Annotated in this window: 13 protein-coding genes; 7 read left to right on the top strand and 6 right to left on the bottom strand. The window is 63.8% G+C overall.

What is annotated here, in order from left to right; genetic code table 11:
* Positions 1-12: 12 nt before the first annotated feature.
* The 4 genes from pyrF to dnaK form a co-directional block, all read right to left on the bottom strand.
* Positions 13-705 carry an orotidine-5'-phosphate decarboxylase gene (gene pyrF / locus ACR65T_RS16130; protein WP_434497445.1) on the bottom strand — a complete coding sequence of 231 codons (693 nt, stop codon included), beginning with the start codon at positions 703-705 and terminating at the stop codon, positions 13-15.
* Positions 702-1,304 carry an rRNA adenine N-6-methyltransferase family protein gene (locus ACR65T_RS16125; RefSeq protein WP_175093441.1) on the bottom strand — a complete coding sequence of 201 codons (603 nt, stop codon included), beginning with the start codon at positions 1,302-1,304 and terminating at the stop codon, positions 702-704. Before ACR65T_RS16125 ends, pyrF begins: the two co-directional genes overlap by 4 nt.
* Positions 1,305-1,469: 165 nt before the next feature.
* Positions 1,470-2,582 carry a molecular chaperone DnaJ gene (gene dnaJ, locus ACR65T_RS16120; RefSeq protein WP_434497444.1) on the bottom strand — a complete coding sequence of 371 codons (1,113 nt, stop codon included), beginning with the start codon at positions 2,580-2,582 and terminating at the stop codon, positions 1,470-1,472.
* A 126-nt stretch (positions 2,583-2,708) separates the two neighbouring features.
* Positions 2,709-4,607, bottom strand: a complete 1,899-nt coding sequence (dnaK, locus tag ACR65T_RS16115; RefSeq protein WP_434497443.1) for a molecular chaperone DnaK — start codon at positions 4,605-4,607, stop codon at positions 2,709-2,711.
* 362 nt (positions 4,608-4,969) lie between these two features.
* Here dnaK and ACR65T_RS16110 point away from each other — a divergent pair, with 362 nt between their 5' ends.
* The 7 genes from ACR65T_RS16110 (at position 4,970) to ACR65T_RS16080 (ending at position 14,205) form a co-directional block, all read left to right on the top strand.
* Entirely contained in the window at positions 4,970-6,067 is a 1,098-nt protein-coding gene (locus ACR65T_RS16110; RefSeq protein WP_434497442.1) for an efflux RND transporter periplasmic adaptor subunit, read from the top strand.
* A gap of 10 nt (positions 6,068-6,077) precedes the next feature.
* Positions 6,078-9,206 carry an efflux RND transporter permease subunit gene (locus tag ACR65T_RS16105; protein ID WP_434497441.1) on the top strand — a complete coding sequence of 1,043 codons (3,129 nt, stop codon included), beginning with the start codon at positions 6,078-6,080 and terminating at the stop codon, positions 9,204-9,206.
* Positions 9,203-9,847 (top strand): TetR/AcrR family transcriptional regulator, encoded by a 645-nt coding sequence (locus ACR65T_RS16100; protein ID WP_434497440.1) that lies wholly within the window; start codon positions 9,203-9,205, stop codon positions 9,845-9,847. The genes ACR65T_RS16105 and ACR65T_RS16100 overlap by 4 nt, the downstream gene beginning before the upstream one ends.
* Before the next feature lie 112 nt (positions 9,848-9,959).
* Complete coding sequence (locus tag ACR65T_RS16095; RefSeq protein WP_434497439.1) at positions 9,960-10,784, top strand: carbon-nitrogen hydrolase family protein; 825 nt, start codon at positions 9,960-9,962, stop codon at positions 10,782-10,784.
* 211 nt (positions 10,785-10,995) lie between these two features.
* Complete coding sequence (locus ACR65T_RS16090; RefSeq protein ID WP_124737291.1) at positions 10,996-11,328, top strand: integration host factor subunit alpha; 333 nt, start codon at positions 10,996-10,998, stop codon at positions 11,326-11,328.
* 82 nt (positions 11,329-11,410) lie between these two features.
* A complete protein-coding gene (locus tag ACR65T_RS16085) occupies positions 11,411-13,510 on the top strand; it encodes an ABC transporter ATP-binding protein/permease (RefSeq protein ID WP_434497438.1) in 2,100 nt (699 codons plus the stop codon).
* Positions 13,507-14,205, top strand: a complete 699-nt coding sequence (locus tag ACR65T_RS16080; protein WP_434497437.1) for an RlmE family RNA methyltransferase — start codon at positions 13,507-13,509, stop codon at positions 14,203-14,205. The genes ACR65T_RS16085 and ACR65T_RS16080 overlap by 4 nt, the downstream gene beginning before the upstream one ends.
* A gap of 9 nt (positions 14,206-14,214) precedes the next feature.
* Here the strand turns inward: ACR65T_RS16080 and ACR65T_RS16075 are convergent, their stop codons facing one another.
* Positions 14,215-15,237, bottom strand: a complete 1,023-nt coding sequence (locus ACR65T_RS16075) for an adenosine deaminase (protein ID WP_434497436.1) — start codon at positions 15,235-15,237, stop codon at positions 14,215-14,217.
* A gap of 75 nt (positions 15,238-15,312) precedes the next feature.
* Entirely contained in the window at positions 15,313-16,701 is a 1,389-nt protein-coding gene (locus ACR65T_RS16070) for a DHA2 family efflux MFS transporter permease subunit (protein ID WP_434497435.1), read from the bottom strand.
* Positions 16,702-16,725: the final 24 nt, after the last annotated feature.

Here is a 16,725-nt window from a genome sequence, read left to right as displayed (position 1 = left end):
GACGGACCTCGATCAGGGGCCGGTCATCTCGCTGACCACCGCTTCCGCCGCCGCTGCGGGATCCGCTGCGCGGGTGATCGGCCGGCCAACGACGATATAGTCGGCAGAGGCTGCGACAGCTTGCCGCGGCGTCATGACGCGCTTTTGATCGCCGACGTCGGCGCCCTCCGGCCGCACCCCCGGCGTCACCAGCAGCATGTCCGAGCCTGCCAGCGGCCTTATGGACGCAAGCTCCATCGGCGACAGGATGAGGCCGTCGACGCCCTTCTCCTTGGCTTGTCTGGCGCGGCGCGCGACGAGTTCGGCGACGCCGCAGGCGTAGCCCGCTTCTTTCAGATCCGCGTCGTCATAGGAGGTCATCACCGTCACGGCGAGGAGCTTGAGCGCGCCGTCCGAGGCGCCTTCGCGAGCCGCCGCCATCGTCTGAGGAAAGGCGTGGATGGTGAGAAAGTCGACGCCGAGCCGGGCGATTTGGCGCGTCGCGCGCTCCACGGTGACGCCGATGTCATGAAGCTTCAGATCCAGAAATACGCGCTTGCCCGCAGCCTTCAGTTCACGCGCGAAGTCGAAGCCGCCCGGCGCATAGGCGAGCTCCATGCCGACCTTGAAGAAGGAGACCGTCTCGCCCAGAGCCGCGACCATCGCCCGCGCCTCTTCGACGCTTTCGACGTCGAGCGCGACGATCAGTCGGCGCCGCGGCTTCACGCCTTGCGCTTTCCGGCGAAGCCGGCGTAACCCGCTTTGCGATAGCGCCAGACGCGCGCGGGCGGAATGTTGAGCACGACCGGCGGCGATCCCTTGCCGACATAGGCGCCATTGACGCCACTGGCGTGCATCGGCATCGGCGATTTGGTCAGGCCGTAAGTGAATTGGATGAAGAGCCCCTCGTCGCCCATCAGTTCGAAGGCCTGGTTCAACAGCTCGACGCGATCGCGCTCCGGCCGCACCAGGAGCGGCAGGCTGGAGACGACGGTGGCGATTTTCCCCGGCACCTTGCCGTCGAGAGTCGCCTTGAGGCCATAGGCGTCGCCTTGCACGATGGTGACGCCAGGGAAGCGTTCGGAGAGCAGATGGCAGAAGCGGCTCTCATATTCGACGAGGACGAGGCGCTCGGGCGCGATGCCGCGGGCGAGCAGCGCCTGAGTCACCGGCCCGGTGCCGGGTCCGAGTTCGACGATATGGCCCTCTCTGTCCAGTTCGACGAAACCAGCCATCGTCTTGGCCAGCGCGCGTCCGGACGGCGAAACGGCGCCGATGAGGCGCGGATTTTCGATCCATTGACGGATGAAGCGCGCGTTATCCACGAGCCTCGCGCGCCCACTGGCTTTCTGCGTTCTGTGCGGCAACGACGCCCCTCCCGATCAGCGCGATGAAACGCGCAAACGGCCCCCGCGATCGGAGGGCCGTTGGGCCGATGATAGGAGAGCCGCGCGTCAAAAACAACGTGGCGTCTTTTAGCCTTCTGCCGCCTAACCCCCGAACAGATCCTTCATCCGCGCGAAAAAGCCCGTCTCCTCGGGATGCGTGTCAAGCGAGGACTCCTCCTCGAATTCGGCGAGGAGCTCCTTTTGCCGCTTGGTGAGCTTTTGCGGCGTCTCGACGCTGATCTGCACATGCAGGTCGCCTTGGTCGCGCCCGCGCAGCACCGGCATGCCCTTGCCCTTGGCCTTGAGCTGGCGTCCGGACTGCGCGCCCTCGGGAATTTTGAGCTTCACCTCGGAGCCGTCGAGCGCATGGACCTTGATCTCCCCGCCGAGCGCCGCGCGCACCATCGAGATCGGCACGCGGCAGTAGAGATCCGCCCCATCGCGCTGGAAGAACGGATGCGGCTTCACCGAAAGGAAGATGTAGAGGTCGCCGGGTGGCCCGCCCCGCAGGCCCGCCTCGCCTTCGCCGGCGAGCCTGATGCGCGTGCCGTCCTCGACGCCCGGCGGCACATTGACCGACAGCGAGCGTTCGATCGTCTTGCGCCCCGTCCCGGAACAGGAGGGGCAGGGATTCTCGATCGTCTCGCCGCGCCCCTGGCAGGTCGGACAGGTGCGCTCGATCGCGAAAAAGCCCTGCTGGGCGCGCACGCGTCCCATGCCGCCGCAAGTTGTGCAGGTCTTGGGTTTTGAACCCTTTTTCGCGCCTGTTCCCGAGCAGGCGTCGCAGGTCGCCGAGGTCGGGATTTTCAGCGAGGCGGCCTTGCCGCGAAAGGCCTCGTCGAGGGTGATCTCCATATTGTAGCGCAGATCCGAGCCGCGCTCGCGGCCGCCGGAACGGCTGCGCCGCCCCATGACGTCGCCGAACAGATCCTCGAAAATGTCGGCCATCGAGGCGCCGAAGCCCTCGCCTCCGCCGAAGCCGCCGCCCTGTTCAAAGGCCGCATGGCCGAAACGGTCATATGCCGCGCGCTTCTGCTGGTCGCACAGACATTGATAGGCTTCGTTCAATTCCTTGAAACGCGCTTCCGCCTGCTTGTCGCCAGGATGCCGATCGGGATGGCACTGCATCGCGGCCTTGCGGAAGGCGATCTTCAATTCGACTTCCGTGACCGTGCGGCTGACGCCCAGAACTTCGTAATAGTCGCGTTTGGACATGCTTGATTTTCTGATGGTGCGGCGGCGGGCCCTGGGCCGCGATCACATGAACGCAAGGAAACCCGGCGTATTCGCGCCGGGTTCCCGTTTCGCTACCGCATCGGAGCGGCTATGGCCAGTCCCGGCTTACTTCTTGTCGTCGCCGACGTCCTTGAACTCCGCGTCGATCACGTCGTCCTTGGGCTCCTCCTCGGATGCGCCGGTCCCCGAAGCCTCAGCCTGCTGCGCCTTATACATCGCCTCGCCGAGCTTCATCGAGGCCTGACTCAATTCGTTGGCCCTGGCCTTGATCGCGTCGGCGTCGTCGCCCTCGACCGCGCTCTTCAGCGCGGCGATGGCGGCTTCGATCGCGCTCTTGTCCGCGGCCGAAACCTTGTCGCCGAATTCGGCGACGGATTTCTCCGCAGCGTGGATCGCGGCCTCGCCATGGTTCTTGGCGTCGACGAGTTCGCGGCGGATCTTGTCTTCCGCGGCGTGCTCCTCGGCGTCCTTGACCATTTTGTCGATGTCGGCGTCGCTGAGGCCCCCAGAGGCCTGGATGCGGATCTGCTGTTCCTTGTTCGTCGCCTTGTCTTTCGCCGTGACATTGACGATGCCGTTCGCGTCGATGTCGAAGGTCACTTCCACTTGCGGCATGCCGGGCGGCGCCGGCGGAATGCCGACGAGGTCGAACTGGCCGAGCAGCTTATTGTTCGCAGCCATCTCGCGTTCGCCCTGGAAGACCCGGATGGTGACGGCGGTCTGATTGTCTTCGGCCGTCGAGAACACCTGGCTCTTCTTGGTGGGGATCGTCGTGTTCCGGTCGATGAGGCGCGTGAACACGCCGCCGAGCGTCTCGATGCCCAGCGATAGCGGCGTCACGTCGAGCAGCAGCACGTCCTTCACGTCGCCCTGCAGCACGCCCGCCTGCACCGCGGCGCCGATGGCGACGACTTCGTCAGGATTGACGCCCTTGTGGGGCTCCTTGCCGAAAAACTGCTTCACGACCTCCTGCACTTTGGGCATACGGGTCATGCCGCCCACAAGCACCACTTCGCCGATGTCCGCCGCCGACAGGCCGGCGTCCTTCAACGCTTTCCGGCAGGGCTCCACCGTGCGCTGAATGAGATCGTCGACGAGCGCTTCGAATTTCGCGCGCGTGAGCTTCAGCGTCAGATGCTTGGGCCCGGTGGCGTCGGCGGTGATGTAAGGCAGATTGATTTCGGTTTGCGTCGCCGAGGAGAGTTCGATCTTGGCCTTTTCGGCGGCCTCCTTGAGGCGCTGCAGAGCGAGTTTGTCCTTGGTGAGGTCGATGCCCTGCTCTTTCTTGAACTCGCTCGCGAGATATTCGACGAGGCGCATATCGAAGTCTTCGCCGCCGAGGAACGTGTCGCCGTTCGTCGACTTCACCTCGAAGACGCCGTCGCCGATCTCCAGGATCGACACGTCGAACGTGCCGCCGCCAAGGTCATAAACGGCGATCGTGCCCGACTGCTTCTTGTCGAGGCCATAGGCGAGCGCCGCCGCGGTGGGCTCGTTGATGATGCGCAGCACCTCGAGCCCGGCGATCTTGCCGGCGTCTTTGGTGGCCTGGCGCTGAGCGTCGTTGAAGTAGGCGGGGACGGTGATGACGGCTTGCGTGACCGTCTGACCGAGAAAGGCCTCGGCCGTCTCCTTCATCTTTTGCAGAATGAAGGCGGAAATCTGCGAAGGCGAATATTGCTTGCCGGACGCCTCGACCCAGGCGTCGCCATTATTCGCCTTGACGATCTTGTAGGGGACGAGACCCATGTCCTTCTTGGTCATCGGGTCGTCGTAAGTGCGGCCGATAAGTCGCTTGATGGCGAAGAAGGTCTTGTCGGGGTTCGTCACCGCCTGACGTTTGGCGGGCTGGCCGACGAGGCGCTCGCCGTCGTCAGTGAAGGCGACAATCGAAGGCGTCGTCCTGGCGCCTTCGGCGTTTTCAATGACCTTGGGGCTCGACCCTTCCATGACGGCCACGCAGGAATTGGTCGTGCCGAGGTCGATGCCGATAATTTTGCCCATATCGTTTCCTTTCGCTGGTGAACGCCGAACCCCGAAGCGGTCCGGTTCAAAAGGCGAAGGACGGCGGCTCGCCATGAGCCCGCCGCGCGATCCTTCACGCTTAGCTCTCCCAAGATTGTGTTGCGCTCACCCGGCCGCAAGAGCAGGCCGCGTATAGAAGAATCATTTCCTTGCGACAAGGCGTCCGGGCTGCGCAGGGGCGCGTCCCCGTCGCGGGCCACGCCGGTTTAGCCAGCGCCTGAAACAAGATTTCGCTTCAACAAAATTTGTCTTTACCTATTGACCAACTGCTGACGACTGACGATTATTGAAAATCGTCAGGAGGAACTCAATGCGGCTCTGGCGTCAATGGACAGGCTTCAATGCTCAACTATCGCTCGAGTCTTTGTGCGCTTGCCGCAGTTCTGACCGCGGCGCTCGCCGGCTGTGACGGCAAGGGCGAGCGGGCCGCCCAAGAGAACGAGCAGGGCGAGCGACCGGTGCTGGTCGCGCCGGCGCGCTACGCCGCGCAATCGCAGGCGCGCGAATTTGTCGCCACCATTCGCCCCAGGGTCGAGTCCGACCAAGGTTTTCGCATCGCCGGGAAGGTCGTCAAGCGCTTTGTCGAAGTTGGTCAGCGGGTGAAGGCTGGCGACCCGATCGCGGCGCTCGACGAGCAGGATCTGCGGCTGCAGAAGGAGCAGTCCGACGCCGAATTCGCCGCGGCGCGGGTGGCGCGAACTCAGGCCGTCGCCGATGAAAGGCGCGCCGCCGAACTGCGCGCCAAGGGCTGGACCGCGCAGGCGGCGCTCGATCGCGCGCGCGCCAGCGGCGAGGAGGCGCGCGGGCGGTTCCGACGGGCCGAACGCGCGGTCGAGCTCGCCCGCAACGCGCTGGACTACGCCATGCTGCGCGCCGGGGCGGACGGCGTCGTCACGCAAACGCTGGTCGACCCGGGGCAAGTGGTCGCGGCGGGGCAGCCTGCCGTGCGCATTGCCCATGCCGGCGAATTGGAAGCCGCCGTCGCGCTGCCGGAGGCGTTCGCGGCCGCCGCTGGAAAGGGCGAGGCGACCTTGACGCTCTGGTCGAAGCCCGGCGCAGTGTATCGCGCCAAGCTGCGCGAACTGAGCCCCGCCGCCGATCCGGTCACCCGCACCTTCGCGGCGCGCTTCTCTATCCTTAACCCGGATGCCGCCGTCGCGCTGGGAATGAGCGCCACGCTGCACATTTCCGCTTCGGATGCACAGCCCGTCGTCAGCGTGCCGCTCTCGGCGATCTACAATCAGGGCGCTGGACCCTCGCTTTGGAAAGTTGACGGCGAAGGGAACTTGCAGCTCGTTCCGGTGACATTGGTGCGCCTGGAGGCCGACGCCGCGCTTGTCGCCGGCGGGGTCAAGGACGGCGACAACATCGTCATCCTCGGCGTCCACAAGCTCGATCCCAACACAAAAGTCCGCGTGATCTCGCGGCAATCGCTTTGAGGCTCCGGCCATGGCTGGCGTAAACCTTTCGCGCTGGGCCGTTCAACGGCCGACGCTGATGCTGTTTCTGATGATCGCGATCAGTCTGACCGGCGCCTATTCCTACATGCGGCTGGGACGCGCCGAGGATCCGTCATTCACCATCAAGGTCGCCGTCGTCACGGCCTCCTGGCCGGGCGCGACGGCCACCGAGATACGCGATCAGGTCGCTGATCTGATGGAGAAGAAGCTTCAGGAGCTGCCCTTCCTCGACAAAATCGAGAGCTATACCAAGCCCGGCTTTGTGGCGATGCAGGTGACCTTCAAGGACACGACTCCGCCAAAGGACGTGCCGCAGCTCTTCTATCAGTTGCGCAAGAAGCTCGACGACATTGCGCCGACGCTTCCCGCCGGCGTGCGCGGCCCGCAAGTGAACGACGAATATGGCGACGTCGATACGGTGATGTATGCGGTGACCGGCGACGGCGCCGACTATCATGTCCTCGACAAGGTGGTCCAGACGCTGCGCCAACGGCTGCTCGCCGTCCAGGATGTGATCAAAGTCGACGTCTATGGCGATCAGGGACGCCGCATCTTTGTCGAATTCAGCGAGGCGAAGCTCGCGAGCCTGGCGATCCAGCCTCAGGCTGTCTTCGATTCGCTCGCCAAGCAGAACGCCATCAACGACGCCGGCGTTTTCGAGACGTCGTCGAACCGCGTGCGGGTTCAGGTGACGAGCGATCTTAAAGGCGCCGACGCGATCGCCGCGATTCCGATCGAAGCGAACGGCAAGGTGATCCGCCTCGGCGACATCGCCAATGTCTACGCCGGCTTCGAAGACCCGCCGAGTTTTCTCGCGCGCTTTAAGGGCCAGCCGGGTATCGTCGTCGGCGTCGTTATGGGAAAGGGCGCCAACGTCCTCAAATTCGGCGAGAACGTCGGCGCAGCGGTCCAGGAGATACGCGACAAGACGCCGGTCGGCATTGACATCGACCAGGTCGCCGATCAGCCGAAGGTCGTCGAGGAGGCGATCGGCGAATTCACGCGTTCGTTCATCGAGGCTCTGGTGATCGTGCTCGGCGTGAGTTTTGTCTCGCTCGGCTTTCGGACCGGCATCGTCGTCGCGCTCTCCGTGCCTTTGGTGCTCGCCATCGTTTTTATCTTCATGGGGCCGCTCGGCATCGATCTCCAGCGCATCTCGCTTGGCGCGCTGATCATTGCGCTCGGCCTTCTCGTCGATGACGCGATCATCGCCGTCGAGATGATGATGGTGAAGATGGAGCAAGGCTTCAATCGGATCAAAGCCGCGACCTTCGCCTGGGACTCGACGGCCTTTCCGATGCTGACCGGCACGCTGGTGACCGCCGCAGGGTTTCTGCCTGTCGGCTTCGCTAATTCCGCAGTCGGCGAATATACGGGTTCGATGTTCTGGGTATTGCTCGTCGCGCTGATCGCGTCATGGTTTGTCGCGGTGATGTTCACGCCCTATCTCGGCGTGAAACTGCTTCCCGATTTCGCCAAGCTGCATGCGCATCACGATCCGGACGAGATCTATCGGACGCCCTTTTATCGCTGGCTCCGCGCCGTCGTCACCTGGGCGGTCGACTATCGCGGCGTTGTGATCGCCGGCGTGATCGGCGTTTTCGCGCTCGCTGTCTTCGGCTTCTTCGTCGTGCCGAAGCAGTTCTTCCCCTATGCCGAGCGCCTGGAGCTCTTCCTCCAGTTGCGCCTTCCCGAAGGTTCGTCGATCGGCGCTTCGCTCGAGGCCGCGAAACAGGCCGAGGCGCTCCTCAAGGACGATCCGGACGCCGCCCTCTACACGAGCTATGTCGGACAGGGGCCGCCGCGGTTCTGGCTCGGCCTCAATCCGCAGCTCCCGAACGAAGCTTATTCCGAGATCGTCATCGTCGCCAAGGACATCGAGGCGCGCGAGCGCTTGAAGAAGAAGCTGGAGACCGCCATCGCCAACGGCGCTTTGCCGCAGGCCCGCGCGCGCGTCGATCGCTTCTATTACGGACCGCCGGTGGGATTTCCTGTGCAGTTTCGCGTGGTCGGCTCCGATCCGGCGACCGTCCGCGCCATCGCCTATCAGGTGCGCGACGTGATGCGCGGCGACGAGGGCGTCGACGATCCGCATCTCAACTGGAACGAGCAGACGCCGCGCGTGCGCCTCGTCATCGATCAGGATCGCGCGCGGCTCCTCGGGCTGACGCCGCAGGATGTGTCGAACAGACTGCGTCTGGCGATTTCCGGCGTGACGATCACGACCTTGCGCGACGGGATCGATCAGGTCGAAGTGGTCGCGCGCGCCATTCCTCAGGAGCGCGGCGATCTCTCGAGGATCGGCGACATGGTGATCTATGCGCGCGACGGCAAGGCGGTGACGGTCTCGCAAGTCGCGAAGATCGTCTACGACCATGAAGAGCCGATATTTTGGCGGCGCAATCGCGACATGAGCATCACGGTGCGCTCCGGCGTCAAGGACGGCGTGCAGGCGCCGGACGCAACGATGCGCATCTGGCCGCAGCTTGCGCAGATTCGCGAGCATCTTCCGCCGGGCTATCGCATCGAAATGGGCGGCGCGATCGAGGAATCGAAAAAGGGCAACGCGTCGATCTTTGCGGTTTTTCCGCTCGTCGGCCTCGTCATGCTGACCATCGTGATGTTTCAGCTGCAGAACTTCACGCGCGTCGCGCTCGTGATGATGAGCGCGCCGCTCGGCGTCATCGGCGCATCGCTCGCGCTCAATGTCGCTCACGCGCCGTTCGGCTTCGTCGCGCTGCTTGGCCTCATCGCGCTCTCGGGCATGGACATGCGCAATTCGATCATTCTCGTCGATCAGGTGCGACAAGACCTCGAGCGCGGCGAGAAATATCGTGAGGCGATCATCGGCGCGACGATTCGGCGGGTGCGTCCTGTCGCGCTGACGGCGCTCGCGGCGATTCTCGCCATGATTCCCCTGTCGGGCTCCGCCTTCTGGGGGCCGATGGCGCTGACCATCATGGGCGGGCTGTTTGTCGCCACTTTTCTTACCGTTCTGTTCCTGCCGGCGCTTTACGCGACATGGTTCCGCCGTCATCTTGGCGAGGGATTGGCCGAAGCCAAGGGCGTGCGGGCCCAGACTCTGGCCGACGGGCTTGCGAGGGGAGCGGCCGAATGAGCGTGATGGGAGCGAGCGCGCAGAACGCGCGCGAGACCGAGCAGCGCGCGAGAATCATCGCCACCGCAGAGCGGCTCTTCCGCGAGATCGGCTTCCAAAAGACCACGGTCGCCGATATCGCCCGCGAATTGCGGATGTCGCCGGCGAATGTCTATCGCTTCTTTGGCGCCAAATCGGAAATCAACGCCGCTGTCGCCCGCCATCTGATGAACGAAGTCGAACAGTCGGCGCAGAGCATCGCGCATGGGCCTGGTTCGGCGGAACACCGGTTGCGCGCGCTCATTCTGTCCAATGAGGCGATGAACGCCGAGCGCTACGTCGCCGACCGCAAGCTCCACGACATGGTGGAAGCGGCGCTGGACGAGAATTGGCCGATCATCTCGGATCACATCGACCGAATCGACGCCGCGCTCGAGCACGTCATTCGCTCTGGCATGGAGAGCGGCGAATTCGCTGACGGCGATGCGCAGCTCGCGGCGCGGCTGGTGCATGCCGCCTGTATTCGCTACTGCCACCCGCGACTGATGGTCGAGTGCGCCGATCGCCCGACTCCGACGAGCGCGCAAATGATCGAATTTTGCATTGCAGCGTTGCGCGCCGGCTTTCGCGATCTCAACCGATCGGCGACGTTGTCGCGCTAAACGCGATTCGACCTATACCTTCGGCGCCGGCGACGTATAATGAGCGAGCGGCGCTATTCGTTAGGATGCGACTGTGAGTCGCGGGAGCAACGGCGAAACAATCGGGCGGTCGATGAAGGTTACTCTGGTTCAGATGAATTCCGTTGGCGACAAGGCCTTGAACCTCGCCAACGCCCGCGCTTTGATTGAGCGCGCCGTTGTTCAGGAGCGTCCGGACTGGATTTGTCTACCTGAGGTCTTCGATTTCATCGGCGGCTCGCGCGCCGAGAAGATGGCCGCCGCCGAGGAACTGCCGGGCGGTCCCGCCTATCAAATGTGCCAGGCGCTCGCGCGCGAGCACAAGGTCTTCATACACGCCGGGTCGATTCTTGAAAAAGCGCCTGGCGAGGAGCGGTTGCACAACACCAGCGTCGCCTTCAACCGCGAGGGCGAGGAGGTGGCGCGCTACCGCAAGATCCACATGTTCGACATCACGGCGCCGGACGGGGCGAAATATCACGAGAGCGCCGCGTTCAAGCCGGGCGACTCCGTCGTCACCTATGACTGCGAGGGCGTCACCGTCGGCTGCGCGATCTGTTACGACCTCCGCTTTTCATATCTCTTCCAGGCGCTCGCGGATAAGGGCGCGGATATCGTCGCACTGCCGGCGGCGTTCACGCTGGTGACCGGCAAGGACCATTGGGAAGTGCTGTGCCGCGCGCGCGCGATCGAGATGCAGGCCTATCTCTGCGCGCCGGCGCAAACGGGCGCGCATAAGGCCGGGCATGAGACGCGCTTCACATACGGCAATTCTCTGATCGCCGACCCATGGGGCCAAGTCGTCGCCAAGGCTTCCGAAGGGCCGGGGCTCGTATCGTCCTATGTGGACGTCGACCGCATTCGTAAAATTCGCGCCATGATCCCGGTGGCGCAGCACAAGGTGAAACTCGCCGTTTGAGGGTTCCGCGATCGCCCGCCCGCAGGTCAGCGCCCGGTCGTTTCACCGGGACGTAGAACACGTGATCGCCCTTGCAAATCGGTTATTTATGCGTACTATGAGGCCATGGGTTCAGCGCCCATTTATTGCCATGTTGCGATTGCCAGAAGCTTCGAGGGGGAGTTGTGTTCAGCCCAGTCCCGACAGAACGATCATTGGGCGCTCTCTTCTCATGGTAAGGAGAACCGCTCCAGGCAGCACCTTGACGCGGGCGGCGCTGCGAGAAGCCGTCTATGGCTGTTGCCCGTCGCTGTCCCGCGCCGAAGCCCGCAAAATCCTGGACGCGACTTTTGACGAGATCAGCGAAGCTTTGCTCCGCGGCGAATCCGTAAAACTGCGTTCTTTCGGGACTTTCAACGTGCGCGCCAAGCGTGAGCGCATTGGCCGCAATCCCAAAACTGGCGTCGAGGCCACGATAACGTCGCGCCGTGTGCTGACCTTTAAGGCCTCGCCCGTGCTTGTCGCGCATGTCAATGGCGACGCGGTCATTCCTGAAGAGGACTGACTCCTCTATCATGGGGCTAGACGGCAATCGCCGGCGACGCGCTCGCGGCGAGCCGAACGGCTTCTCACATCCAAGGTGAAAGATGCGGAAATTGAGCGTGGCGGTCGCGGTCTTCGCGGCGCTTACCGCGCTGGTCGGCGCCCATAAGGGCGACTCCAGCCTATTCGTCCTCGTCGCCGCGGCGGCGCTCTGCGCCTATACGACATGGCGCGCGGCCGACATGTCGAGCTTCCTGAAAATCTTCGCCTTCATTTTTTCAACGGAGACGATCGTCTTCGGACTCGTCGGCCTCGCCCAGGCGGAAGGCCTATGGCCGGAGTCGATGAAAGACTATGCGCCGCCCGAAACCATGCCGCTCACCGTGGCGGTGTTCTCGATCATCGTTTACGCGATCTCGCACCTTGCAGTCGTGCGGGAGATGACGCGCATCGCCGATCTTTATTTCAGTTCGCGCGATCGTGGCGAAGGGCGCGTCTGGCCATTCCAGCCCTTTGCGGCGCGAGAGAGCGCGATCGCCATCGCCATGGTGGTGGTGCTGGTGCTGCTCAATCAAGGACAGGTCGGCATCACCGTCCGCCTGTCCTTCTTTAATCGTGACTGGTACAACGCCATTCAAGAAAAGAACGCTGCCGAGTTCTGGCGGCAGCTCTTCTTCGTGTTCACGCCATGGGCCTTCGTTTACGTCGCCTCCGTGATCATCGAATTCGTTCTGCAGTCGATGCTGATCATCCGCTGGCGCCGGTGGCTGACGGAACATTATATCGAGCGCTGGCTCGGCGCGCACACGCATTACGGGATGGCGCTCGCCGGGAGCGGCGCTGACAATCCCGACCAGCGTATCGCCGAAGACGTCAATCGCTTCATCAGCGGCGGGGAAGAAGGCTACGGCGTCTACACCTATTCGATCCTGATGATCTCCACCTTGAGTTCGCTCGTTTCCTTCGCCTATGTGCTGTGGGATCTTTCCGGCAATTATCCGCTGCCCGGAACGGAGATCTATATTCCCGGCTTCCTGTTCTGGGCGGTGCTGATCTATGCGGCGGTGGGAACGCTGGTGACGCATCTTATCGGCCGCACTCTCACCGGGCTCTACTTCGACCGGCAGAGACGCGAGGCCGATTTCCGCTTTTCGCTGGCCCGCATGCGCGAATATAGCGAGCAGATCGCGCTGCTCGGCGGCGAGCCCGCCGAGCGCGGCGCGCTGCTCCGGCGCTTCGCCGGCATTATCGTCAACTATCTGGCGATCGTGCAGAAGCGCAAGCAGCTGATGGTGTTCACCTCCACCTACGGACAGTTGTCGCCGATCATTCCTTATGTGATCACGGCGCCCTTCTATTTCGCCGGGCGCATTACGCTCGGCGTCATGACGCAGACGGCGAGCGCCTTTGGGCGGGTGGAGAGCGCGCTGACCTTCTTCATCAGCTATTACACCTCTCTCGCCAATTTTAAGTCCGTGCTCGACCGCTTGTCGTCCTTTGACCACGCGATCGATACCGCCCGCCGGCAGATGTCCGCGACGCAGATTGTCTCTCCGACGGACGGCGCTGATATTCGCCTGCGCGGGCTGACGCTTGCCTTGCCCGACGGACGCCAGATCGTGACGGTCGACGATCTGACGCTCGCCGCCGGCCAGTCGGCGCTGCTCACCGGCCCGTCGGGTTCCGGCAAGTCGACGCTGTTTCGCGCCATCGCCGGCATCTGGCCTTATGCTTCGGGCGAGGTGCTGACTCCGCGCGGCGCGAAGGTGATGCTGGCGCCGCAGCGGCCCTACATCCCGATGGGCGCGCTGGCCGACGCCATCGTCTATCCGGGCCACGTCGACGACTACTCGCGCGCTGACGTGCAGGAGGCATTGCGCGCTGCGCGGCTTGCGCCTTTCGTGGAGCGCCTCGACGAGGAAAACAACTGGGGTCAGCGGCTTTCAGGCGGCGAGCAGCAGCGCGTCGCCATCGCCCGCGCGCTTCTCGCCAAGCCGGACTGGCTTTTCCTCGACGAAGCGACGTCGGCGCTCGACGAACAGCTCGAAGAAGAGATCTACGCCATGCTGCGCGAACGGCTGCCCGCCACGACGATCGTCTCGATCGGCCATCGGTCGACGCTGCACGCCTTCCACGATCGATACATCGTCATGGAGCCGGCGCCCGGCGGCGTCTTTAGCCCGCGCGACAAGGTGCACGCGTGACGAAAGAGTCGGGGCGCGAAGGCGGACGATCGCTCAAGACGCGGGTCAAGACCGCGCGCAAGCGGTCGCTCTCCTCGACGCTATGGCTGGAACGCCAGCTCAATGATCCCTATGTCGCGCGCGCCAAGCGCGAGGGCTACCGCTCGCGCGCCGCCTATAAGCTCATCGAGATGGATGATCGCTATCATCTCTTTAAGCCGGGCGGCCGCATCGTCGATCTTGGCGCCGCGCCGGGCGGCTGGTCACAGGTCGCCGCCGCGCATGTGAAGGCGAAAGAGGGCAAGGGCAAAGTCGTCGCCGTCGATCTTCTCGACATGGAGGCGGTCGACGGCGTCGAATTCGCGGTGAAGGATTTCAACGATCCCGACGCGCCGGAATTCATCAGAGAAATGCTGGGAGGTGACGCCGACGGCGTGATGTCGGACATGGCCGCGAACGCCACTGGGCATCGGGCGACCGATCATCTGCGCATCGTCGCGCTGGCCGAGCTTGCCGCTGATTTCGCATGCGACGTGTTGGCGGAAGGCGGCTTCTTCATCGCCAAGGTGCTGCAGGGCGGAACCGAAGGCCAGCTGCTCACGCGCCTCAAGCGCGATTTCGCGACGGTGCGCCACGTCAAGCCGGCGGCGAGCCGTGCGGGTTCGGCCGAGCTCTATGTGCTGGCGACAGGGTTTCGCGGGCGGCGCTTCGAGTAGGCGGCGCGGCTACACGCCACGCGCACGCGCATAGGCCTCGACCTCGGCGATCCGCTCTTTCTTGTCATCGTCAGAAAGAAACGAGGCGGCGAAACTGTTTTTTGCGAACTGCGTCAGCTCGGCTGCTCCTAATGCGAAAGCCTGCTGAATCGCGCGGTAGTTCTCGTTCACATAGCCTCCAAAATAGGCCGGATCGTCGGAATTGACGGTCACGACGACGCCTGCCTCGAAGAGCCGCTGAATCGGATGCGCGCGCATATCGGGATAGACGCGAAGGCGTATATTCGACAGCGGACAGACGGTCAGCGGAACCCGCTCGCGCGCGAGCCGCTGAACCAGGGCTGCGTCATCGATCGCGTGAACGCCGTGATCGATGCGTTCGACCTTCAAGCGATCAAGCGCTTCGGAGACATAGGCGGCGGGTCCTTCTTCGCCCGCATGCGCCACGGCGCGCAGACCGAGCGAACGGGCGCGCTCATAAACCTCGGTGAACTTGCCCGGCGGATTTCCGGCTTCCGCCGAATCCAGTCCGACCCCGGTCATGCGAGCGAGCCAGGGGCGCGCCGCTTCGAGCGTGGCCATGGCGTCCGCCGCATCGAGATCCCGCAGGAAGCACATGAGGAGCCGCGACGTCGGCCCGCCCTCGCGCGCGACGTCGTTCAGAGCTGCGTTCAATCCCTCCACGACTGCGCCCAAAGGAACGCCGCGGCGCGTATGCGCCTGCGGATCGAAAAAGATTTCAACGTGGCGGATGTTCTCCTCGCGGGCGCGGTCGAGATATGCGCGCGCCAGATCGTAGAAGTCTCGCTCGGTCAAGAGCGCCTGCGTCGCCTGATAATAGAGATCGAGAAAGTCCGCGAGGTTTTGGAAATCGTATGACTTCCGCATCGCCTCGACCGAAGCGTATGGGAGCTTGACGCCATTGCGTTCGGCGAGCGCGAAGGCCATCTCGGGTTCGAGCGTTCCCTCAATATGAAGGTGAAGCTCCGCCTTCGAGAGCCCGGCGATGAAGTCTTGGGCTGCGTTCGACATAAGGTCCTCTTTCAGTCGATCTGGCGCTCGCGATCCTCATCGACAAGACCTCTCAGCCCTCGCTTGTCAGGCAAGTTACACGCGTTTTCGGCGCCCGGTCAGGTCGTCGCCCGCATTGGGCGCGAGCGGCAGGAAGCTCATTACCGAAAACATCGAGATCAACGCCACGACAATGAAGGCCGGCGCGAAGTCCGCGGCCTGCAGCGCGCCGCCGCCGCGCAGCGCGCGCGTCGCCTCCAGCGCCGCCGCGCCAATCGCGACGCCCGTCGACAGCGACAATTGCTGCGCGACGGAGGCGAAGCTCGTCGCGCGGCTCATCGCCTCCTGATCGACATCGGCGTAGGCGAGGGCGTTGAGCGCGGTGAACTCCAGCGAACGGAAGAAGCCGCCGATGAGCAGCATGCCCATGATGAACAGATGCGGCGTCGCCGCCGTAAAAGTGGCGATAAAAGCGAGAAAGCCGGCGCAGATAAGCGCATTGACGATCAGCACCCGCCGAAAGCCGAACATCCGCAGGATTGGCTGCGCGGTCGTTTTCATCGCCATCGCGCCCGCCGCCGAAACGAACGTCAGAAGTCCCGCTTCATAAGCGGAGAGTCCGAAGCCCGCTTGCAACAACAGCGGCAGCAGGAAGGGCGTTGCGCCCAATCCAACGCGAAACAGAAAGCCCCCAAAGACCGCCGCGCGGAACGTCGGGATCTGCAGGAGATCGAGGTCGACGATCGGATAGAGCGTGCGTTTGGCGTGGCGGATATAAGCGAAGAGCGCCCCTGCGCCGAGCGCGACGATCAAAACCACGACCGGCGCCGGCGCGAAGCCGCGCCCCGCGATCGTAAAGCCAAAGACCAGGCAAGAGAGGCCGACGCCTGAAAGGATCGCGCCGGCGAGGTCGAGCGGCGGCGTCCATTCCTCGCGCATATTCGGAATGAAGCGCGTGACGAGCATGACGCCGAGCGCGCCGATCGGGACATTGATCCAGAAGATGTAGCGCCAGTGAAAATACGTCGCGATGAAGCCGCCGATCGGCGGGCCGATCATCGGGCCGATGAGCGCCGGAATGGTGAGATAGGCCATGGCGCGCACGAGTTCGTGGCGCGGCGCGGTGCGCAGCAGCACGAGGCGTCCGACCGGCGTCATCATCGCGCCGCCGAGGCCTTGCACGATCCGGAACGCCACGATCGCGCCGAGCGAATTGGACAGGCCGCAGAGAATGGAGCCGAAGGTGAAGACGATGATCGCCGCGCGAAAGACGCGCCGGGCGCCAAAGCGATCCGCCGCCCAGCCCGAAAGCGGAATGAAGACCGCGAGCGATAGAAGATAGGACGTCAGCGCGAGTTTCAGCGCCACCGGATCTTCGTGAAGATCGGCCGCCATCGCCGGCAGCGCCGTGGCGAGCACGGTGCCGTCGAGCTGCTCCATGAAGAGCGCAGTGGCGATAATCAGCGGCGTGACGAAATAGGACAATACGCTCAGCCCGCTTTTGAAAGT

It is taken from the genome of Methylocystis sp. (assembly GCF_051061285.1).
In the GTDB taxonomy this organism is placed as follows: Bacteria; Pseudomonadota; Alphaproteobacteria; order Rhizobiales; family Beijerinckiaceae; genus Methylocystis.
Note: the sequence above shows the minus strand (reverse complement) of the source record. Positions and strands in the feature narration are given on the sequence as shown.